Origin of the sequence: Fibrobacter sp. UWB4, assembly GCF_002210345.1 — a bacterium.
In the GTDB taxonomy this organism is placed as follows: domain Bacteria; phylum Fibrobacterota; class Fibrobacteria; order Fibrobacterales; family Fibrobacteraceae; genus Fibrobacter.
Genome location: NZ_MWQI01000007.1, coordinates 126,630 through 148,887, shown reverse-complemented (window position 1 = coordinate 148,887; position 22,258 = coordinate 126,630). Strand labels below are relative to the sequence as shown.

Sequence of the window (22,258 nt, the reverse complement as noted above, 5' to 3'; positions counted from 1 at the left end):
GCCCATACCCCACACCCCCAACTGCCCATGCAATCTCTCGCTTACTTGGCACGTCAACCGATTCTCGACCGCGATGGAAAAATCTTCGCGTACGAATTGCTATTCCGGGACTCGCCAAGCAGCGATACCGCAATAATTGCTAGCGACTTGCAGGCGACCGCCCAGGTGCTCGAGAACATTTTGAACAGCATCGGGCTTACACGCCTCGTCGGTGAGAGTAAGGCGTTCATCAACTGCAGTCGCGAGATTCTTCTCGACAACTTGTTCGGGCTTTTGAACCCCGACCGTTTCGTCCTCGAGATTCTTGAAGACGTCGCCGTAGACGAAAATCTCATCCGAGCCATTCAGCGCCACAAGTCTTTCGGTTTCGAGCTTGCACTCGATGACTTTATCATGAGCGACGAATACATCCGCCGCTTTGAACCGCTGTTTGAATACGTCTCCTACGTCAAGATGGACCTGGTCGATAACTCGCCTGAGGACATCGCGAAAGCATCGCAGTTCTTCAAGGCAAGAAATATCAAGCTGCTCGCCGAAAAAGTCGAAGACGAACCGACATACAGGCACTGCAAGGACATCGGCTACGATTACTTCCAGGGATTCTATTTTGCAAAACCCGAAATCGTAACAGGCCAAAAGATCGACGCGACATCGGCCGCTATCCTAGAGATCATCAAGCTCTTGCGCACACGCCCGACGCTCGAAAGCCTCTGTGATGAATTCGACAAGCACCCGGACATTTCGGCGAACCTTTTGCAATTCGTGAATTCCGACATTCGCAACAAGCCCGTCATCGAAAACGTCAAAGGCGCCATCGTCTGGGTCGGCATGAAGCACATCCAGGAATGGCTGACGATCATGCTGTACGCACATTTGGACACCCGCTCATGAACGTAGAACCGCAAAGTCTGGAAAACCTGATTTCTGAATTCGCCTCCCTCCCGGGAATTGGACTAAAGACGGCCCGCCGCCTCGCCTATCATATGCTTTCACGCAAGAAAGGCGATGTCGAACGGTTTGCCGATAGCCTGATGCAGGCTGCCGAAAAGGTCCACCCGTGTCCGCGCTGCCACGCCTTCACCGACGAAGACATCTGCCCCACATGCAGAGCCCGCGAAGGCGCCAAGTCCATTTGCGTTGTCGAAAAGAATTCGGACATTCTGCCGTTTGAACGATCCTCCGTGCACAAGGGCCTTTACTTTGTCCTTGGCGGCGTAATTTCACCGCTCGACGGCATCGGCCCCGAAGCACTCCACCTGCCGCAACTCGTGGAACGCATCAAAGCAGAAAACATCGAAGAACTTGTCCTTGCCTTGGGTTCTAGCCCCGAAGCCGACAGTACCGCGCTCATGATCGACCGCATGCTCGCCGGCGTCAACGTCAAGCGCACCCGCCTTGCCCGCGGCATCCCGATGGGCAGTGACCTGGAATTCATCGACGAAGTCACCATGCTTCGCGCATTCGAAGGGAGAGTATCCTTATGAGTACAAAAGAAAAAATCGTCCACCAGGCTCCCGTCGAAGTTGGCGGTTACACAGTCCGTTCGGCAAAGTTTGTCAAGGCCGCCGTGAGTCTCAAAGGCCTCCCCGAAGAACACCTTCCGCAAATTGCGTTCCTCGGACGCTCCAACGTAGGCAAGTCCTCGCTCATGAACACCCTCATGGGCCAGAAAAAGCTCGTGAAAATCAGTTCGACCCCCGGAAAAACGCGCGAATTGAATTTTTTTAAAGTCAATGACGAGTTTTTTCTTGTAGATTTACCAGGTGTAGGGTTCGCCAAAGTCAACAATGCGAAGCGCGACCAGATGTCCGACTTTATTCGTGAATACGTCGAGAAGTGCAAGGACCTCAAAGGGCTCATCTACCTCGTAGATATCCGCCACGGAGGAACGCCGATCGACATCGAGACCGTCGAAAGCATCCGAGCCACGGGCTGCCCCGTGCTGGTTGTCGCAAGCAAGCGTGACAAGGTGAACCAGTCCGAACTCGCCAAGGGACTCAGGGACATCCAGCAGCGCCTGGACCTCGACCAAAAGCCGCTTTGCGTCAGTTCGCTCAAGAAAACAGGACTCGACGAACTCTGGACCGAAATCCTAGAGGCAATACATAGCGATAATGGAAAAGACGCAACTTAAGAACTGGCAAAAGATGACTCCCGTCGGGCGTTTATTCCATACGCTCGGGATATTCATCTTGAAAAGAAGAATGGGACAACTCGTCGCCCTGTTTCTCCGCACAGTTGCATCCCTTTTCGACAAAAGCCATAACTTCAAGAGCGACTCTCGCAACATCATCTTGCAGACGTTCTTCACCGGCGTTGAAATTTTTCCGCCGCTCTTTGCTGTAGCCACGTTGTTCGGAACCGTTGTCATTATCTACCTATTCTCCCTCATGGGCAAGATGGGCTTTTCAAACAACATCGGTACCCTCATCGTGGTGATCATCATCCGCGAACTGAGTCCCATCTTCACGGCGTTCCTCATTGCAGGCCGTACAGGATCCTCCCTGACCACCTACATTGGCAGCATGGTTATCGATTCCGAAGTTGACGCTCTTGCGACCATGGGCATTAACCCAATCCGTTACCTTGTCATGCCAAGCGTTATCGGCGGAACCATCGCCATGATCATCATGAACATCATCTTTAGCGCATGCGCTATCGGTGCAGGGTTCCTCGTCACGAAAGGAATCGTCTTCGTTACTGGAAACTTGTCCAACCTGCAAATCACATGGAGCATCCTCTCTACCGAAATTATCAAGGCGCTTACCGTCCCGGACTTCGTTTTTGCAATCATAAAGCCGCTCGTATTCGGCATCATCATTACGATCAACGCATGCTACCAGGCGCTGAACATCAAGCGTGATATCCGCCAAGTCCCCAAGGCCACATCCCGCTCGGTCATCATGTCCTTCCTCTATATCGTTTTTACTGACGCCTTATTCTTGATGTACTTCGTTAACGATTATATGCAGAACCTTTCAGCAATTATCTAAAATATGCTAGACGAAGCCCTCAGACTTGAAGATGTTTACCTCTCTACCAACGAATTGTCGGGAACGATGTTTTCGATCCCAAGGGCTGTCAGCTATTTCGAGAATATTAAGGCCAGCGAAAGCAACAAGGACTACCAGCTCATCGCAGGGGCAAACCTCACGCTAAAACTTGGCGAGACGATTTGCATTGCAGGCCCCTCCGGCAAAGGAAAGAGCGCCATCCTCCGCATGATCGCTGGGCTTGCGCGTCCGCTCAAGGGGCACATCTATTATTTTGGCGAATACATTCCGTCAGAAAGACTCACCGCACTTGAAGTCGCTAAGCGCCAGGTGGGTTACGTGCTCCAGAATGCAGCACTGATTTCAAACCTAAAAGTTGTAGACAACATCGCATTACCACTTCGCTACCACAAGATGGGTTCCGAAGGAGAAATCACGAAGAAGGTCAACATGGCCATGGACCTGATGCGCGTCCGCAACTTCGCATACATGTACCCGCATGAACTCAGCGTGGGCATGCAAAAGCGCGTCGCCATCGCAAGGTCGTGGGCAATGGACCCAAAGCTCTTGCTCATGGACGAACCGACCGCAGGCCTCGACAACTACAACCGCAGAAACCTCTTGCCGTTGATCGACAACATGCGAACGATGTTCAAGACATCCATCATCATCGTCACGCACGACCTCATGATTGCAAAGGAACTGGACTGCAACCTCGTATTCTTACACCAGAAAAAGCTCACCGAGCCGCACTCCTTTGACTACTGGCTCCGTTCGGACAGCGAAATTTCCAAAGACCAGTTCCGCGATCTTCAATCCGTTTCACCCAACACCTGATTACAGTTATGTTCCTTCCATTACCAGACGATTTTCATGCGCACCTGCGCCAGGGCGAATTTATGCCCGGTTACGTCCGCGATCTCGCAGCCCAGTTTGGCCGCGCCATCATCATGCCGAACACAGTCCCCGCGATGACAAGCGCAAAAGCCATTGCAGAATACAAGAAGCAGATTCTCGAAGCCGCCGCTCCGGTGCGCCCGGACTTCGAGCCGCTCATGACGTTCAAGCTGAACCCGAACTACACGGAACAGGACTTGAAGGACATGATGGCCGTTGGCGTTGTCGCAGGCAAGTACTACCCCGCAGGCGTGACAACCAACAGCGCAGACGGCATCAGCGATTTCGAAGCTGTTTTCCCGGTTGTCGCGATGATGGAAAAACTCGGCCTCGTACTTTGTGTACACGGCGAAGAGCCGGGCGAGTTCTGCCTGGACCGCGAACCAGCCTTCATCAAGCGCGTCGAAACGCTCGCCGAAAAGTTCCCGAAGCTCCGCATCGTCTTTGAGCACTTGAGCAGCGCAAAATCTGTGGAAGCCGTAAAGCGCCTCCCCGCAAACGTCGCCGCCACATTCACGGTACACCACCTGATGATGACTCTCGACGATATCGTCGGTGACGCGCTCCGCCCGCACCACTTCTGCAAACCGCTCCCGAAGCGCCCGGAAGACCGTGCAGCCATCCGCGAAGCCGCCTTCAGCGGAAACCCGAAGTTCTTCCTCGGTACCGATTCCGCCCCGCACCAGCAGGGCAAAAAGGAATGCCCGTGCGGCGCCGCAGGCGTCTACAGCGCACCGGTCGCCATCCCGCTTCTGGTGCAGGAATTTGACCGCGTTGGCGCCCTCGACAAGCTTCCAAACTTCATCGCAGGATTCGGCGCAGACTTCTACCACCTCCCGCGTACAACAAAGCAAATTGAAGTTGTCAAGGAATCGTGGACCGTCCCTGCCGTCGTAAACGGCGTCGTACCGCTTGCGGCCGGACAAACGCTCGAATGGAAACTTAAATAACGTTTTAGGCTACTTTTTCTAACAAGACGCCCAAATTTCATATAAAAATTCGTCTAAAAAGGCGAATTTTTTTTGTACAAATAAAAAAAAATTACCTCTTCAGCTTTTTTTACTTATATTAAAAAGCGATCCAAGGATTATACCACTTTTCAATCGGAGGTTTTATAATGAATCTGGTAAAAACAATTGGTCGTATTCTTCCGGTCGCCATCTCGCTTGCTGTGCTCGTTGCCTGCGGCGACAAGAAATCTGAAAAGGCAGCTCCGGTCAAGCAGCCGGAACCGGCCAAGGTCGAAGCCCCGGCACCGGAACCAGAACAGCCGGCACCGTTTGACTTCTCCAAGTTTGCAGCCGCCAAGAACAACTCTCAGGTATTCTTGACCACCAACAGCGAAGTAGAAGCATTCCTCAACGACGCATTCGCCAAGGTTGAAAACGGCCAGGCCACCTCAATCGAATTCCCGAACGTAAGCAGTATGTTCGAACTCGCCAGTGCCGAACTCAGCAGCGAAGGCCGTGCAGTCATCGCTACACTCGGTTCCAAGTTCGCCCAGACCAACGTCGATGCAGCATCTCTCCTCGTAGAAGGCTACACCTGCGACCTCGGCTCTGTCGCTTACAACGACGAACTCTCTCAGCGCCGTGCTGAAACCGTCAAGGCTGAATTCTCGAAGTACATCCCGGCTTCCAAGATCACGGCCAAGTGGTATGGCAAGCGCATGTTCAAGAAGTTCAAGTACGGTTCCAGAGAAGAATACCGCCGCGTGAACATCCGCATCCAGTAACTCTCAGGATTGCACAGACATAAACGTGCAAGTATTTGAAAAGGCCTCCGCAAAAGCGGAGGCTTTTTTGTTGCAAACTAACCGTTCATAATGTATTCGGCATTCTCGAGAATGTACGAATCTTTTGACTTTTGATCTTCCGGCAAGCGCTCGAACGGGATGATATCGTGACGCGTAAACGTGCGTTCATCGGTAGGCCCCGAGCGGTACCCCATCAAGAGCATGGACATCATCCAACGGCGATGTTCCGCTTCGCGGATGAGGTAGTCATCGCCCAAAATTTCAAAGCAACGCTTGCGGAGCGGGAGTGCGTTCGCACAGTAAATGGCGGAGGTCTTATCCGCCTCGCTCAAGCGATACCACATTTTCTCTTCGGTATCACGCGTATCGGGATTCAGGTGGCGTTCGCGGACGTAGTTTGCGCGCTGCCCGCGTTCTACACGCTTGGAATGCACAAACTCCTTCATTTCATCAATGTCACCCATGATGCGCACATAGCCATACATCCCGCTTTCGTTGATGCGCTTGATGATATCGTCATTCGCTTCGCGCCAATAGACGGCAATGTCGGCATTGTCATAAACGGCACGTGGTAAATGCACAAGCGTCGAAATAGCCTTGGAAGCGTCTTCCTTACAGATGCACACGACAAGGCGTTCCTTGGGGCTTGCGGCGACGGCTGCAATAAAGTTACGTGCCAAGTCCGCTTCGCAGTAGGCATCGACAAAGTTCCATTCCACATCGAGATAGTCGCCACGCGCAGTCTCCGGCTCGTGAGTTACTTTGTTACCATTCGCATCGACATAGGTGTACTTCGAGAGCCTGAAAAGCCCCATGCGCGAAACCACAAGGCGGTCCACCCACTTTTCGCAATCTTCATCGACGAACGTGATGCAGGTCTTTAAATTCGTGCGGCTGTAATTCGGATAATGGCAAATATTCGCGACCTCAAAGGCAACCGCCTGCGCAATCGGCCCAGTGCCAATCAGCACCACATGCAAGCGTTCATTTTCCGGCTCGCGGATAGCCGGCAAAAAATCCGTGCCCACAAGCAACTGTTCCGACATGAATTCATATTCATTAAAAACATCGACAAGCAAATGGCCCTTGCTCTGTTCAGGCGCCTTCAAATACCACAAGATTTCAGAAGACGACGGTTCACTCAACAACAGATGGCAATGGATGTCGCGCGGAGCTTTTTCCGTGATGTTTCGCAGCACCTCGATGCAATGTAAATTCCGGGAATCGCGTTCCGGGCCGTCTTCGCCAATCACAAGAATCTGATCCGCCAGGAGCGCCCCAGCAAAGAGCAAATCCTCTTCGTTTTCGTAATCCTTTTTGTAATGGATAAAATGCCCATCGATATCACGGCGGCTCACGACAACAACCGGGCGCTTATCGCCCTTGAGCACACGCAAGATACTTTTGAGCTGGTGTCCTGCGCCAAGCACAAGCACATGGCCACGCACATCAACATGTTTTTTCCCCTCGCGCATAGACTCGGACGTATTCTTGAAAACATTGATGATGACGCTGATAAAGAGCACCGCAAAAACAACGTAGCCAGACAGGAACCCCTTCCAGCCAAGCGTCTTTTCGCCAAGCACCCATGAGCCAAGCAAAACGCCCACGACAAAAATAATCAAGGACAAGCCAAGCAAAATCAAGAGCTTCTTGGCGATGCCATTCGACCAAGCGCCTTTAATCAAACCATTAAAATTCATAAAAATGCTCCCGACAAATTCAAATATATTATAGTTAATTTCACAGTTTCCGGCTTAAGGCCGGGATGATACGACACCCGCGCCAGAGAGAACGCTCCGTCCTCCGCAAGGAGTGACCTCAATATGTGTGGGCAGTTCGCTCTTGACCAAATCAACATGCGTAATGACTCCCAGGAGCTTGCCTTTCTCCTGCTGCATTTTCTGGAGCACGATGACCGTTTCCTGGAGCATCTTGGCATCAAGCGTTCCAAAGCCTTCATCAAGGAACATGGAATCGATGCGCACATTGCGACTCGCGAGCGTCGAAATTCCAAGCGCCAAGGAGAGGCTCACGAGGAATCCTTCGCCACCGGAGATGTTGTCGATCGGGCGAACAGCATCGCTATTGTCATGGTCCACGAGCTGGATGTTGAGCGTATTGGGTTCAGTCACCATCTCGTAACGCGGGAACATGTCGCGCAAATAGCCGTTTGCAATTTTCAGCAAATTGCGGAGCGTGATGGTCTGGATAAACTTGACAAACACATCGCCGTTGCCTGTATCGAGCCTGTTGCCGTTAAACCAGCGCTGCATCTGTTCCCAGTCGTTTCGCTTGGACTTGAGTAGAGAAAGTTCCGCCTGCATATCGCTAAACTTTCGGCGTTGCTGCACATCGCTATTTTTCTGCGCTATCCAGGTCGCAAGATTGACGGTGCATTCGTTCAGCTTGGATTTCGCATCATCGCAATTCTGCTTTGCCGCATCTTCGGATTCCTCGAAGTTGCGCTTCTGCAAATGTTCTGCCAGCTGGTCCTTAAAATTCTTGACCGACGTTTGCGCCGTTGTCAAGTTATCGTCCACAGACTTTTGCTTTTGCTGGAGCATTTTGCGTTCCGATTCCGGGAGCTTTGATGCCAAGAATTCCTGTTCGTCTGCAAAAGATTTCGATGCGAGATTATCGAGGAACTGTTTGTGAAGTTCTGCAAGTTTCGGTTCAACATCTGCAATGTGGCGGTTCAGTTCTGCGATGGAATTGTCAAGCGCAATTTTCGCTTCGCGCATTTGCTGTTCTAGGCGGCGGGCATCATTGGCCATACGTTCAGCAGAATCCCGCAAAGTTCTCGCCTTGTGACGTTCGTCGTCCACAGATTTTTCGCCAAAGAGTTCCTTGCGGTTCTTTTCGAGCGTGGCGAGATTTTCACGAAGGCCGTCTAGCTTGCGCTTGGATTCATCGAGTCTCGACTGCGCCTGTTCAAGATGTTCCTTGTGCTGATCCACACCTGAGCGGTCTTTTTCCAATTCGCCTTCAACCCTGACTTTTTTCTCCTGCGCCTTTTTCCACCAGGTATTCTTCTTTTCAAGTTCGAGAAGCGAATCATCCACATCTTCCATGTGGATATCCGGGAACCACGGCGAAAGCGAAGCTTCGATTTTCTGCGAAAGGCTTTGCGATTTGTCCTGCGATTTCTTGACCGCATCTTCGACGATGCTCAACTCGCCCGCAAGCTTTGCTCGATCAACCACATCATTGTTGACCTTGTTCTGCAAGTCATCCGCGCTTTCCTTTTTTTGCAGATACGTTGTCTTAAGCGTCTGCAAGTTCTGCAAAATTCCGCGAATGTTTTCAGGAGTCGCATTTTCAAAATTCGCCTTGTCGTTTTCGAGATTCGCGCTTTCGAGATTCGCCGAGATTCGCCACGGTTCAAGCCTGAAATCCAAAAGCTTAATCGCAGACGCTTCCGCAGCCTTTTCGACTTTCTGTCTTTCGGCAAGCTCACAAAGCGCATCATTGAGGTTCTGCTCACGTGCAGCCAGGCCATCTAGCAAGCGCTGGACTTTTTCCATTTCGCCATTGATTTTACGCAACTTATCTGCAAAATCGTTTAGGCGGTCAGCGCCATTTTCAATCGCCGCCGAATCCTCGCACGACAGGTGTTCCCGCGAACCGCAAACAGGGCAAGGCTCGCCCGGTTTCAGGGTACGGCGAAGTTCCGCAACAACAACCGGGATGTCGCTTTGAATAACGGTCTCCTTTTCGTTCAGGAGCGCCGCTAAACTCGCTTGCATTTTTTCACGTTCGCCAGAGAGGTTTGAGGTTTCAGCCTGTCTAGATTCAATCTCGCCCTGCAAACGCGACGATTCATTGTGGTGACGTTCCACATCGTTGGCATAGCCGTTCAATTCGGGCAAAAGGTTCACAAGATCCGCATCAATCTGGTGCTCCGTCAGGTAATTTCGCAATGCGCCCAGTTTCTGCTTTTGCCGTTCGCAAGCACCGTCAAACTCTTGCAATGCATTTTTTTGAGATTCAAGCTTTCGCAAAGCTTCGGCAACCGTCGATTTTTCGGCTTTCCATTCCGCAACCTGCGATTTCAGGAGCGAAAGCAATCCATCAATCGTTTCGTCCTTGCCGTTTTCTGCGATATACGATTCGACTCTCTTTAGCGCCGTTTCATTTTCAGAAATTCTAAGGCCGAACTCCTTGATTCTCGCTTGAATCGCCACAATTTCCGATTCAACTTTCGTAGCATCCGTCTCTGCATTTTTCAACTGCGCACGGGCATTTCGAATATCGCCATCCAACGTAGAAACCTGCTGCCAGAGGGTTTCACTCGCAGAATAGTCCGCTTTGCACTTTTCGAACGAAGCCTGTTTTTCACCGCTATCCTTCGAAGCTTTTTCGAGATTGGCTCCAGCAACCGGGAGCTTACCATTGCATTCGCCGAGTTGCGTTTTCATGCGTTCAAGATTTCCGCGCACGGAATTGAATTCGGCATACGACGATTCAACTTCCTGCGCGCACAAGGCGCGTTCGAGCCTTTCGCGATTCGGCTCGAATCCCGCCTTTTCGCGTTCGGCAATTTCTAGCCCGCCTTTCGCCTTTTGCAAAAGCGATTCAATGTTGTGCAGATTCTCGAACCAAATGCAAATATCGCCAAAGCGTTTTTCATCAAGAGCAAGCGATTCTTTTTGCGACGAGGCTGTCTCAATTTTTGAATTCAGTTCAGCAAGTTCTTCTTCACTCAGCAAGGCGACCGCACCCATCTTGTTTTCAACATCTTCGACAGCCTTATTGGCGTTTGCGTACAAATCGTGAACGGCGACGGCAATTTTTCTGTAAATGCTATCGCCCGTCAGCTTTTCGAGAATGGCAGCACGTTCATTTTCATTGCATTTCAAGAACTTGTTGAATTCGCCTTGCGCAAGCATCATGGACTTGGTGAACTGTCCAAAGTCAAGCCCGATTACGCGCGTCATCGTCGATTCAATTTCAGACTGCTTTGAAAAAGACGCTTCTACGGTGTGCGTCGTTTCATTCGAGAGCGCCCAGGAATACTTTTGCAGCTTATTCGTTCTCGAAGAGCGGTGCTGGCTCCAGTGCGCCGAATAAATGTTTCCGCCACATTCAAAAATTACCTTTGCATAGCAGCTCTTGGAACCATAGGTCATCACCTCGTTGGAATCACCAACGATGGCGCCCAAGCGCGGCGTCTTGCCGTAAAGTCCAAGGCAAATTGCATCAAGAATCGAGGTCTTTCCAGAACCTGTCGGGCCCGAAATGCAGAACATGCCGCTATTTGCAAAATCAGGAGATTCAAAATCAATCGTCCATTCGCCCGCAAGGGAATTAATATTGCAAAACTCGATCTTCTTAATCTTCATCGGTCCCTCTTATGCGTTCTCATGCGCTTTCGCCACAGCTTCGTTAAACAGACCAATAAACTTGTCGTACTGGCTTTTCACAACTTCGGAATCGTCACTTTCTTCTGCATTCGAGGCGATTAGCATTCTGAAATAATCTTCTTTCGTGTATTGCTTTGTCGATTCCACGCATTCATCAAACGCATTCGCGCTGCGCAAAACATCACGCGAAATGCGGTGGCGCTTGACCACAAAATGCTTGCCGGCTTCTTCGGCTTCGAGCGCTTCATTCAGGCTCACAAAATCGCCAGAGGTCAAAAGCAAATCAACGTACGTTTCCACCGGATTTTGAAGCAGTTCCTTTTCAAGATTGCGCAAGTCGCGCTTGAGCGATTCCACGTTTCCCTTGAACTGTTCAAACCGCATCGTCTGCGGCACCAAAACTTTTTCGACAGCCGGGGGTACATTCGGTTGAGCATCAACGCAAAGAACATAGCGTTTGCAATACGATTCATCAAAGCCCATCACGAACGGAGAACCCGAATAGCGCACTTTCGGATTCTTGGCGACCATTGACGTATAATGGATATGCCCCAGCGCCACATAATCGAGCCCGTCCGGGAACGTCGAAACATCGACATTGCCAAGTGTTCCAATCACTTCGCGAACGCCATCGTCAACAGAATTTTCAGGAAGCGCTACATTTTCAACATTTGCAAGTTCCGCAGCAGATTCACTCCCATCGTTTTCGCGACCTGAAAGTTTCGATGCGTACAAATGCCCCGTTGCAATAATCGGGATGTTACGATCGCCACGCAACTCAAGTGCACAACGGTACGCATCTGCATAAAGGCGCTTCAGTAAATCCTCGTCAGATACAGCATCGGCGCTTTCGCCAGATCCGCGTTGCCCGCTCGCCTTATAAAACTGTTCCAGTTCCAGATTGCGCATGAACGGCACGGCACAGCAAATGCCAATGATATCGCCGCCGCCATCCTTGAGTTCTATCACCAGATCTTCAACCTTGCGATTGTTAATGGAACCCACAACTTTTATGTTCAGCGCATCAAGAATGCCCGCCGGCGCATCGAGAAGCGTTCCGGAATCATGATTGCCGCCCACGACAATCACATTGGTACAGCGAGTATTCAAGAGCGATGCCAAAAAACGGTAATATTGCGTCTTTGCAATGTTCGAAGGATTTACCACATCAAAGATATCGCCCGCAATGACAAGGGCCTGCGCACCGGCAGATTCAATTTCACATTTCAGCCAATTAAAAAATGCGCCCGTTTCTTCTGCGCGGTCAATGTCATGCATCGTATTGCCAAGATGCCAGTCTGCGGTATGGATAAATTTCATGTAAAAACGCCTCTACTCAAGACAAAGATACTTTTTTAAATCGCCCAATATATTATTTCAACTTTTCATTCACTGTCTTGGCGCTTGCGATCCCTAGTTGCTTCATCGTTTCAAAACGGCTTAGAATATTGCCCTTGCCGTCCTTCAGCTGCCCAAGCGCATCGGCATAAGCCGTCTGCACCGTATTTAACTGACGTCCAACCTTTACAAAGTTGTCCGTAAAACCGCAGAACTTTTCGTAAAGCCCTTCGGCTGTCTTCATGATATTTACGCAATTTTCTTCCTGGCGCGTATTCTGCCAGGTCAGCAAAATCAAGTTCAGCGCAAGCATCAGATTTGTCGGATTGATAATCAGTACGCCCTTGCGATACGCCTTTTGTGCAATGGCAGGGTCCTTGTTCACCGCAAGAATATAGCTTCCTTCGTTCGGCACAAACATGAGCACATACGGTACCGCATGCGGCACGACCTTCGGGTAGTTCTTTTCAGCAAGCTCATCGACATGCTTCATGATGCTTGCCAAGTTCTCCTTGCATGCCGCGTCACGAGCCTCGTCATTTTCCGCCGAGACGTATTCCGAATAAGCTGTCAGCGAGACCTTCGAATCGACTATGACATTCGAACCGTCGGAGCACTTCACAACCACATCCGGGCGCAACTCGCGCCCATTTTCGTCAGTGTAGCTCTTTTGCACAAAATATTCCTGATTTTCACGCAGACCGCTATCGCTTAAAATATTCGAAAGCACCACCTCGCCCCAGTCGCCTTGCACCTTGCCACGGTTCTTGAGCGCATCGGCCAAGTTTTCGGCATCAAGCCCGAGTTTTCTGGACTGTTCCACCATCGTCTTGATAGCGCCATTCAGCTCCGCTATATTCTTGTCATTGCCTTCTTTCGCGCGGCCAAGCATTTCGCGCATGTTGTCGAGTTCCTTGAACAAAGGCTTCGTGATCATTTCCATGTGCTCACGGTTTTCTCCTTTAAATTCTTCACTGCGTTCCTTGAGGAGCCGTGCCGACACCGCCTCAAACTGAGACTTCATCGCAGAAAGTTCAGCATTGAACAGAGCTTCGCGATCATCATGCACCGAGCGCCCTACTTTGTGCATCACAAGCGCCCCCGCCAACGCACCAAACGCAAAGGCAATAACAGCAACAGCCGCAACAATCAAAGAAATATCCATCTTTTTACCTCATTGCAAATATACAAATAGATAATGTCTGTTTTTGACAAGAAGTAAAAATATTCGCATACACCCAATCGATCTAAAACGAAAGCAGGCTTTTTTATTATCTTTATAGACGATGGATTACGAATACAGCGTCATAGGTTCAATTTCTTGTAGCGAGGACGCCCTTGCCAAAGAAAAAGAATCCTCCGAATTCACGTTCAAGAGCTACACGTTTTTGCTCCGCAAGTTCAATAAGCAGATCAGCGCAAGGCTCTGCAACAGCACCGACTGTCAAAACATCTCGGAAGAAGACGTCAAGGAAGTCTGCAAGCAGCTATCCATAAAATTCGTGTGCCCTGTTTCCATGCGCAAAGGCTACGAAGTCTACGGAAACGCGAACGTCTTTAATGGCGGTTCTGATTACGAAATCATCGAAGAAAAGTGGTTTAAGGTCGAGTTCGACAACGGCATTCAAAAGCTTATTTAAAGAATTTCGCGAGGGTGGCGCAGAGGGCATTGACATCCACGGGTTTTGCCACATGGTCGTTCATGCCCGCCTCCATCGCGGCACGTTTATCCTCATCAAACGCATTTGCAGTCATCGCAATGATCGGCACATTTGCGACATCGTTATTTTTCAGCTTGCGGATCTGGCGGGTCGCCTCGTAACCGTCAATACCAGGCATCTGAATATCCATCAGGACAGCGTCATACTTATTTGTCGAGAAACGCAATTTTTCAACAGCCAAGTCGCCACGTTCCACCGCAGTGACTTCTACGCCGCGGTCTTCCAAGATTTCCGTAGCAATTTCCCGATTGAGCACATTATCCTCGACAATCATCACCTTGCGGCCAGTAAAATCAAACGATTTGGGCAGCGAAATCAACTGTTCCGACTCAGCAACATTCCCCGGTACATTTCCGCAGAACCGTTCAAGCATCTGCTGCAAATCCGACGGGAACAAAGGCTTTGCAAAGAACGACGTCACACCAGCTTCAAGCGCTTCTTTTTCGATATCCAGCCAGTCATACGAAGTAAGCACAACAATCGGGATTCTAGATTCTACGAGCTTCCGAATATTCCGTGCAATTTGAATGCTCTTCATCCCCTGCACATTCCAGTCAATCAGGAACAGACGGTATTCATCGTTCAAGGCTCTCGATTTTTCTATATAAGCCAGGGCCTCATCTTCAGAGGAGCACAAGTCATACCGCAACTCTTCAAGCTTCACGGCGGTATCAACCGTTCTACAGACACTCGGCCGATCGTTTACGATCAGGCAATGCAAGCCCCTGAACTTTTTGCAAGCAGCAATTCTATTGGGTTCATCGCAAAGCTTAAATTTAAAAGTCATAATGACTTCGGTGCCAACATTTTCCTTGCTCAAAATGCGGATCGTACCGCCCATCATATCGACAATATTTTTCGTGATGGACATGCCAAGGCCTGTTCCCTGAATACCGCTTACCGTCGAAGAATTCACACGGGTAAACGGCGCAAAAATCTGCTTCAGGAAATTTTCACTCATGCCGATACCATTATCCTTTACAAGGAACTCGTAAATTCCATAACCCGGTTCAGCAGGAACCTCCTTGACATTCATTGAGATGACACCTTTTTGAGGCGTATACTTGATGGCATTCGAGACAACATTCAGCAACACCTGATTCAAGCGCAGCTTATCGCACATGATCATCTCGTTGCTAATGTTTTCAAGTTCAATAAAGAACTGTTGCTGCCGAGCGCGAACATCCGAAAGAACAATCCCCTTGAGCGTATGGATTATGTCCGCAAGACGTTCTGGACGGTCCGTAATATTCATCTTGCCCGATTCAATGCGGCTCATATCCAGGACATCATTGATAAGCGACAGCAAATGCTCCGAAGACTGCTCAATTTTCGCAAGATAATCTGCAACCTGTTCCTTGTTGTCAATATGCTCTGCAGCAAGGCCCGTAAAACCAATGATGGCATTCATCGGCGTACGAATATCATGGCTCATGTTGTTGAGGAATGTCGTCTTCGCGCGGCTTGCAGAATTAGCCATCCGAAGGGCCTGCTCCAAAGCCTCCTTATCCTTTTTCTGCTTGCGGGTTTCCTCGTCAACACTATGGAAGCCAGCGACAATCTGCACAGGATTCGTCGCCGTCAGCACAAACTTTATTTGCCAGTATTCAACATGGTCAAAGACATTCGCCTTGAAATTCACATAATAGGCATTCTTGTTCTTCAAATTTTCAAGAATGATTTCACGGCGCGTCGATGCGTAGAACTGGTCCCGATCGTCTTCACAAACAAATTCATTCTTAATAAAATTCAACCTTTTATTGAAACCCTGAATCTCCTGCCAATTCCTGATGATCCGCGGGAAAACATCCGTACAGCGATAAACATTCTCGTGCATGGAAACGGTATCGACATAGCAGACCAAGTCAAAGTCTTCGGCAAGGCCCTGGATTACAGACTGCTGCTGGATTTCCTTGCGAAGAATATCATCCTTATCTGCAAAGCCGAGCGCCACATATTGGGGGTGATCGGAATCGCCGACTTTCACAAACTTCATCTCGCAATAGCGATTGAGGAAGTTCACGTACATCGTGTTAAAGCTTTTGCGATTGGCAAGCTGTTCCCGGATATTCTTAATGGAACCCGCCTGGAGCATTCGGTTCTTGTAGATTCCGCTCACAAACTTATCGACATACACGGAGTACGCCAAGGAATATTTGACATTTTGCTTAAATGTTTCACCAAACGAATTTGCAGTCGCCTTGTTCATGGAATAAGGCGTTATCTGTTCGGAATCAAGATCAATATAGTACACTGACGTGTATTCTGCGGAAAGCGCTTCGATGATGGAAATGTTACGTTCCAGTTCCTCTTTCTGTTCCGCAATTTTCTTGTTCAGCTGGATTTTCTCGGCGCGTTTCTTGTCCACCGCAGCAAAAGTCATAATCACGAGAGTCGCAACGCCATTGCGGCGTTCCACGACCTGCATGACAAAACTCACCCACGGATTTTTGAAAATCGACGCCTTAAAAAGCAGTTCCCGACGATCATCGTGCGCAAGAAGGCGCTGGATATATTGCGGGCTTGCAAGGCTCATCCATTCTTCCTTGTATTCGCTATCGACAATCTGCACCATTCGGCTTGCGCGATAGGAGCATGTATTGCGCTGTTGCTCGTTGCCAAAGTCCACCTTATTCGAAGGCAAAATTTCACGCGCAGAATCATTCGACAGATCACAAAGGAGAATCGCCTCGTACTCCGCCATGATCTTGTCATGCACAAAGCGGGTACTCACTTCATCATCGCGGTTTGCAAAGGCCACAATTATTGCTTTCGGTTCCTCGTTGTCAGCGCCGACCTTCACAAACTTCATTTCACTGTAGCGCATATGTCCCGACGATTCCGAACGGAACAGGACCACATATGTTTTGTTATTCTTCAGGAATGCCTTGATATTGCTGACATTGCCAGCCTCAAGCATCTTCTCCTTATCCGCATCATAGACCCGTTCATTTACAAAACGCAAATAGGCATCAATATACTTAATGCCGTTCTTCTTCATTATTTCGTAATAAGGTCTTGAAATTTCATTCATCGAATACGGGATCATTTCCTCGGTCAAAAGATTGACATACATAACCGACGAATATTCAGACGCCAAGACATCAATGATCGAAAGGTTTCGTTCAAGTTCCTTTTTCTGCTGCACGAGCTTTTCGTTCAAGCTGAGCTTTTCGGACTGGTCCCTATCCACAACCGTGGCCGTCATGACAAGCGTTACCGGGACACCATCAATCCTATCCAGGACACGAAACACGTTGCGGCACCAAAAATACGAGCCGTCACCCGTCAAATGCTTGAAAACAATTTCCCGGCTATCTGTAGTCGCAAAAATACGTTTCAAGTTTTCAATACTTCCAAACTCATTCCACTGTTCCCTGAATTCCTCATGAACAAATGCTGACGCGTTCTTGAAGCCGACTTCAAAAGGAATAATATCCTTTTCTTTTACGCCATTGTAATACTTTGACCTGCGAATAACCTGTATGATATCCTCTTCCAGGTTGATAAGGTCAATATTTGCAAATTCTTCACTGACTTTTTCGTTAATTTTTTTATTGATGACTTCATCGTTCTTGTTGACAAAGCCCACCAAAAATTCATTATCGTCACCAATATCAAAGCGCATCACGCGCGCTTCGTACCATCGAGCATAACCAAGAGCAATATCACGGAACAGGTAGCGGAAACTATGCTCACGAGAAAGGCGGTCAAGGACATTGTTTATATCAAGGCCTTTCATCATCATCTCACGATCAGCGGGATGAATGACGTCCATGACAACAAGCCCACCAATTCCATCGAGCTTACCTTCGACCGGAAAAAGACCTTTGAGTTCATCCTTGCAATACAAAGTCCTGAACGTGTTCTTTGTCGGATTGAAGACAAAAACGGATTCCACCTTTTCGCCAAACTTCATGACGATATTTTCATTGAGGTGGCGTTCGAGTTCGTAACGCTGCTTGGAACGGATATCGCGGTCCACATTGCGCAGTCTTAAAGTAAAGCCCTTAAACTTGCCGGACTTGTCGCGGTCAGCGAAGAAGTTCATCTGAAAATAAACTTCGGCACCATCCAGTTCACATCTAAACGGGACTATATATTGAGTGGCTTTTTCAAGATTTTGCGTAATCACTTCGCGACGGGTTCGTTCACGAAAATCATCACGATCTTCGGAGCAAACGAAATTATCACAAATGAGTTTTAAACGCTTACGGAGATTGCGCTCTCCACGGAGAGCGGGAACTCGAGCCACGAGAAACTGACTGGCATGAAAGATTTCAACATCATCTTCTTCAGGACTTTTAGACAAGTCCACATAGCAAACACAATCAAACTCATCCGCAATCGATTCAATAATTGCGTTACTTTTTTCGATCCAAGATTGTTGGTTTATATCTTTTTTTATCATGCTTGCCCCGTCTCCATCAAAATATATGAAAAATCCCCAAAATTAAAATGAATCCATCAAAAACATGCGATTCGTGTCACAGATTAATATATTGTAGCCATGCTTTACCTGAAATTTGCGCTGAACCTAGAAAACCTCGCCGACGAACTGATCGAGGCGGTATCCAAAGCATGGACAAACCCGTTTGAAGCCCCGGCAGTCCTGTTCCCGGACCCGAAACTGGAACAATGGTTCAGGCTAAAATGGGTACAGAAAAAAAAGTCCCTCGTCGGGTTCAATTCGATGATGATTGACCGTTTCCTCATGGAAATTCTCATTGGCGATGACCCGCACAAGCAAAAGCTGAATTCCGATATGCTTCGGAACGTGATTCTCGCGCACCTCGTCAAGGAGACAAACGGTACGCCGAACTACATGCTGATGGACGATGAAGTCACGCGTTACCTGGTGATCGACGGAGCGCTCGACGAGACGCATCTTTTCGATTTTGCAAGCAAGATGGCTTCGCTGTTCTTGGAATACGAGACAAGCAGGCCGAGCGATTTCATTCGCGGCACCGACGGAAAGTCTGCACCGGGCATTCTCGACAAGTGGAAGCAAGGTCAATTGGATGACTTTTTTGGAATATCAAACCACGACATTGCAAAGCGTGAAGCCTGGCAGCGCAAGCTGTACTCCGCCATTTTCCACGCCCACGAAGGGAAGCCTTCGCTGCTTTCCGAAGTCTTCGAGAACGAAGCAAAGCGCAAGGGAATCGAACGCACGGAATACATGACGATCCCGTACCTCTACATTGCATGCCACGACAAAAATGGCAATGTTCAATTCCACACGGAACACACAGGCAACACGCCGCTATTCATTTTTGGCCTCGGAGGCATGGGCCAGTTTTACCGCGTAATTTTGCAGAAGTACGCCGAGACGCACGACGTTTACGCCTACATCCAGAATCCCTGTATGGAATTCTGGGAAGACACTTCAACCGTTCACAGGCAAAACGCAACGATTCACCGAAACTGGATTTCACGCAGTGGACAGTGGAGCGACAAAAATGGGGACATCGACAAGGTCCGCGAAAAAATGTCCGTTGGGATTTCGGATGCGGGCGAAAGCAACGATGTCGATGACATCCCCGAATACACAAGCGCAGAAGCAGAATCCGAAAACACGCTGCTCTGCAACTGGGGACGTTCCGGACGCGACAACATCAAGCTCTGGTGCCAAGCCGCCAATTACGATTTCGACTTCAGCACGAGCGGTCGCGGAGACTCATCCGCCAACGAGATTAGCGATGCAAGCGAACTCCCGCACGATACGCTTTTGCACAAGGTGCAGTACGCGATTGCAAACCGCATCAACACATTGCCAGACTTTACCGCAAGCGATTGCAAGGCGAAAGACTTTAGCCTAGATGTGACCGCAGCGCCGACCAAGATTCGCGAAATCGAAGCGCTCCACACGAGCATCTGCAAGCTCATGCAAGAAGGCGCTCGCGTGAGCGACATTCTCGTCGTATCGCCCGCACTGGACGATTACCGCACGGCCATCAAGACGATTTTTGACCAGACTCCCGAAAAGAAAAAGTACGCCAGCGAAAACGACAAGGATGGATTTTTGCACATTCCGTTTGCCATTGTCGATTCACCCGCCAGAAGTTCACAGACCGAAAACGTACTGGACAACTTGTTCTCGATTTTGGAACAGGGCACCATTACACGCCCGACATTCTTTGCTCTTTTGCGCAATCCGGTCGTACAGCAGACGCGCCACATCAGCGAAGACGATGTAAACAATTGGGAAAGCTGGATTGAAGAGACGAACGTCTATCGCGACCGCGAGCACAAAAAAGAGGACTGGCTCGGCGGCGTTCGCCGTTTGCTCCTTGCAAAAATGACGAAGAATCCCGTTGTATTTTCACACGGAGATTCTAGCGAAACGCTCATGCCGTATGCCGACATGGCGACAAGCGACAACCGCTCACTTTGCAAGTTCGTAGAATGCATCGAATCGCTCAAGAAGTGGATGGATTTCGGAAAGGCCGGGCAAGTCGCGGACCTCGACAAGCTCAGTGACTTCATCAGCGAATGGATCACGATGTCCGGCGCGCCCGATGGCTTCGCCAGCGAAACGATTATCGTCAACAACGTGATGCAGGCCATCGAAGGTCTCCGCAACCAGATGGACGCGGGACTTGAAAGCATCTCGTGGAAAGTCGTCAAGCAGACGCTTCTCACCGCCGCACAGTCATCTGCTTACAGTTGCGGAACGCTTTTCGTCAACGGCGTCACGTTCATGAACTTCATCCCGAACCGCATTATCCCTGTAAAGCACTTGTTCTTTATCGGTGGCGATTCCATGAACTTCCCAGGCGCAAAACAGCACAACACACTAGACCTCCGCAAGTCTTGCCGCCCGTGGCCGGGCGACGATTCGCCTATCGCCAAGCGCCGTTACGCGTTCCTCTGCCAGCTCATGAGCACAAGCGAAAGTTTCCACGTGAGCTACGTAAATCAGGACATCCGCAAGGACGCTGAACTTTACCCGACCTCCGTCGTGAATGACATCCGCAAGTTTTTGGTCAATGCCATTAATCGCGATCAGAACATCGCGCCCGCCGAAAAAATCGGACTTTCCGAAGCGTGGCCCGAAAAAAAGATTTCGCTCGACGAGACTCGAGACTTTACGGAACTTTTCACGCAAAAGAGCCTCCGCAACAAGCGCGCATTTTTGAACATGATGCAAGACGGATTTGCACACGTGAACCCTGCAACTGGCGCGATGCAAACCGCCGACGAAAACGTCGCTGTCAAATTGCCCGAACGCGTCCCGCTTTACATGCTCAGCGATTTCTTGAAAGACCCGTTCGAATTCCGCATCAGCCAGATGCTCGCCGCCTCCGAATCTGACGATCCGGAAAAGGAACTGTTCGAGCCGATTCATTTCGAGCCTCTGCAAAAGAGCGAACTTCTCAAGATGATGGTTGCCGCAGAACTTTCGCACAAGTCCGAAGAGCTTGAAAAATTCAAGAAGGAATCCGCGCTCAAGGGCAACATGCCCGACGGCATCTTCGGTGAAAAGCTTCTCGCCGAAATGGAATCGCAAAAGAACTTGATCCTTGCAAAAATGGGCGAAAATCTCGTTTCGCAAATCAAGGAATCCTGGAGCTATCAAGCAAAAATCCAGGACATTCAAATCGACCGCAGCGCCGATAGCAAGTGGACTCTTTCGGGAACGCTCGACTGGTGCAATAGCGAAAATCTCGACAACATTTCCGAGATGATTACCGTTTCTTCGTCTTACAGCAAGACGACTTTGGACAAGTTCTTATCGCCTTACGTCAAGGCGCTAGCCGTCATTGCACAAAGAGCAGGCTCTATTGATGCCAATGCAGAACAAACTGTAAAAATTTCCATTTACAACACCGACTCTACCGCAGAACCGACAACAGCGACAGTCTCCATGACACCGCAAAAGGCAACAGAGACTTTGCAAGAAATCTATACCGCAGCATTCGGTAACGAAACAGAGCGTCCCTATTCCAAGGCCGTTCCCGCCAGTTTACTCGACACGCCAGGCATTACAAATATCCGCGCATTCAAGGACAAGCTTTTAGACTGCTGGAAATATTTCGACAAAAAGTCCCTATTCGATCCCATCACCGATGTCGGTTTTGAAGCCAACAACTTTACATACCAGTGGAGTGAGGCGATAAAGAAAATGCGCAGCCTCATGCAAATTACAGTCACCGAAAACGCAAAGAAAAGGAAGGCATAATC

The 22,258-nt window shown here is 49.5% G+C and carries 14 protein-coding genes; 9 read left to right on the top strand and 5 right to left on the bottom strand.

All coding sequences use genetic code 11. The annotated features are described in order from the left end of the window. The first annotated feature begins 27 nt into the window (after positions 1–27). The 7 genes from B7990_RS11275 to B7990_RS11245 all read left to right on the top strand — a co-directional run bounded on the left by B7990_RS11275 (position 28) and on the right by B7990_RS11245 (position 5,625). On the top strand, positions 28–891 hold the full coding sequence (locus B7990_RS11275; RefSeq protein ID WP_088641042.1) for an EAL and HDOD domain-containing protein: 864 nt from the start codon (positions 28–30) through the stop codon (positions 889–891). Continuing rightward, positions 846–1,484, top strand: coding sequence for a recombination mediator RecR (gene recR / locus B7990_RS11270; protein ID WP_254917504.1), 639 nt, complete (start codon positions 846–848; stop codon positions 1,482–1,484). Before B7990_RS11275 ends, recR begins: the two co-directional genes overlap by 46 nt. Beyond that, the gene (gene yihA / locus B7990_RS11265) at positions 1,481–2,134 is read left to right on the top strand and encodes a ribosome biogenesis GTP-binding protein YihA/YsxC (RefSeq protein ID WP_088641041.1); all 654 of its coding nucleotides are present in this window, start codon (positions 1,481–1,483) and stop codon (positions 2,132–2,134) included. The genes recR and yihA overlap by 4 nt, the downstream gene beginning before the upstream one ends. Further along, positions 2,115–2,993: an ABC transporter permease gene (locus B7990_RS11260; protein WP_254917503.1), complete on the top strand. Its 879-nt coding sequence runs from the start codon at positions 2,115–2,117 to the stop codon at positions 2,991–2,993. The genes yihA and B7990_RS11260 overlap by 20 nt, the downstream gene beginning before the upstream one ends. A 3-nt stretch (positions 2,994–2,996) precedes the next feature. After that, the gene (locus B7990_RS11255; protein WP_088641040.1) at positions 2,997–3,830 is read left to right on the top strand and encodes an ABC transporter ATP-binding protein; all 834 of its coding nucleotides are present in this window, start codon (positions 2,997–2,999) and stop codon (positions 3,828–3,830) included. An 8-nt stretch (positions 3,831–3,838) separates the two neighbouring features. Then, complete coding sequence (gene pyrC / locus B7990_RS11250; RefSeq protein ID WP_088641039.1) at positions 3,839–4,840, top strand: dihydroorotase; 1,002 nt, start codon at positions 3,839–3,841, stop codon at positions 4,838–4,840. Positions 4,841–5,007: 167 nt separating this feature from the next. Further along, positions 5,008–5,625 carry an OmpA family protein gene (locus tag B7990_RS11245; RefSeq protein WP_088641038.1) on the top strand — a complete coding sequence of 206 codons (618 nt, stop codon included), beginning with the start codon at positions 5,008–5,010 and terminating at the stop codon, positions 5,623–5,625. 77 nt (positions 5,626–5,702) lie between these two features. Here B7990_RS11245 and B7990_RS11240 read toward each other — a convergent pair whose 3' ends face one another. The 4 genes from B7990_RS11240 to B7990_RS11225 are packed head-to-tail and all read right to left on the bottom strand — an operon-like array spanning position 5,703 to position 13,515. Beyond that, positions 5,703–7,349 carry a hypothetical protein gene (locus B7990_RS11240; RefSeq protein ID WP_088641037.1) on the bottom strand — a complete coding sequence of 549 codons (1,647 nt, stop codon included), beginning with the start codon at positions 7,347–7,349 and terminating at the stop codon, positions 5,703–5,705. A gap of 54 nt (positions 7,350–7,403) precedes the next feature. Further along, a complete protein-coding gene (locus B7990_RS11235; RefSeq protein ID WP_088641036.1) occupies positions 7,404–10,991 on the bottom strand; it encodes an AAA family ATPase in 3,588 nt (1,195 codons plus the stop codon). Positions 10,992–11,000: 9 nt separating this feature from the next. Further along, positions 11,001–12,332, bottom strand: a complete 1,332-nt coding sequence (gene sbcD, locus B7990_RS11230; RefSeq protein ID WP_088641035.1) for an exonuclease subunit SbcD — start codon at positions 12,330–12,332, stop codon at positions 11,001–11,003. A 52-nt stretch (positions 12,333–12,384) separates the two neighbouring features. After that, positions 12,385–13,515 (bottom strand): DNA recombination protein RmuC, encoded by a 1,131-nt coding sequence (locus B7990_RS11225; protein ID WP_088641034.1) that lies wholly within the window; start codon positions 13,513–13,515, stop codon positions 12,385–12,387. A 121-nt stretch (positions 13,516–13,636) separates the two neighbouring features. Here B7990_RS11225 and B7990_RS11220 point away from each other — a divergent pair, with 121 nt between their 5' ends. Beyond that, entirely contained in the window at positions 13,637–13,990 is a 354-nt protein-coding gene (locus B7990_RS11220) for a hypothetical protein (RefSeq protein ID WP_088641033.1), read from the top strand. Here the strand turns inward: B7990_RS11220 and B7990_RS11215 are convergent. Beyond that, on the bottom strand, positions 13,983–18,482 hold the full coding sequence (locus tag B7990_RS11215) for a response regulator (protein WP_088641032.1): 4,500 nt from the start codon (positions 18,480–18,482) through the stop codon (positions 13,983–13,985). The genes B7990_RS11220 and B7990_RS11215 overlap by 8 nt on opposite strands. 99 nt (positions 18,483–18,581) lie before the next feature. Between B7990_RS11215 and B7990_RS11210 the strand changes: the two genes are divergently transcribed. Then, entirely contained in the window at positions 18,582–22,256 is a 3,675-nt protein-coding gene (locus tag B7990_RS11210; RefSeq protein WP_088641031.1) for an exodeoxyribonuclease V subunit gamma, read from the top strand. Positions 22,257–22,258 lie beyond the last annotated feature (2 nt).

Excerpts from the sequence above, each read along its gene's own strand:
- B7990_RS11275 (WP_088641042.1), top strand. The coding sequence starts at position 28 with ATGCAATCTCTCGCTTACTTGGCACGTCAACCGATTCTCGACCGCGAT.
- recR (WP_254917504.1), top strand. The coding sequence starts at position 846 with ATGGCTGACGATCATGCTGTACGCACATTTGGACACCCGCTCATGAAC.
- yihA (WP_088641041.1), top strand. The coding sequence starts at position 1,481 with ATGAGTACAAAAGAAAAAATCGTCCACCAGGCTCCCGTCGAAGTTGGC.
- B7990_RS11260 (WP_254917503.1), top strand. The coding sequence starts at position 2,115 with ATGGAAAAGACGCAACTTAAGAACTGGCAAAAGATGACTCCCGTCGGG.
- B7990_RS11255 (WP_088641040.1), top strand. The coding sequence starts at position 2,997 with ATGCTAGACGAAGCCCTCAGACTTGAAGATGTTTACCTCTCTACCAAC.
- pyrC (WP_088641039.1), top strand. The coding sequence starts at position 3,839 with ATGTTCCTTCCATTACCAGACGATTTTCATGCGCACCTGCGCCAGGGC.
- B7990_RS11245 (WP_088641038.1), top strand. The coding sequence starts at position 5,008 with ATGAATCTGGTAAAAACAATTGGTCGTATTCTTCCGGTCGCCATCTCG.
- B7990_RS11240 (WP_088641037.1), bottom strand. The coding sequence starts at position 7,349 with ATGAATTTTAATGGTTTGATTAAAGGCGCTTGGTCGAATGGCATCGCC.
- B7990_RS11235 (WP_088641036.1), bottom strand. The coding sequence starts at position 10,991 with ATGAAGATTAAGAAGATCGAGTTTTGCAATATTAATTCCCTTGCGGGC.
- sbcD (WP_088641035.1), bottom strand. The coding sequence starts at position 12,332 with ATGAAATTTATCCATACCGCAGACTGGCATCTTGGCAATACGATGCAT.
- B7990_RS11225 (WP_088641034.1), bottom strand. The coding sequence starts at position 13,515 with ATGGATATTTCTTTGATTGTTGCGGCTGTTGCTGTTATTGCCTTTGCG.
- B7990_RS11220 (WP_088641033.1), top strand. The coding sequence starts at position 13,637 with ATGGATTACGAATACAGCGTCATAGGTTCAATTTCTTGTAGCGAGGAC.
- B7990_RS11215 (WP_088641032.1), bottom strand. The coding sequence starts at position 18,482 with ATGATAAAAAAAGATATAAACCAACAATCTTGGATCGAAAAAAGTAAC.
- B7990_RS11210 (WP_088641031.1), top strand. The coding sequence starts at position 18,582 with ATGCTTTACCTGAAATTTGCGCTGAACCTAGAAAACCTCGCCGACGAA.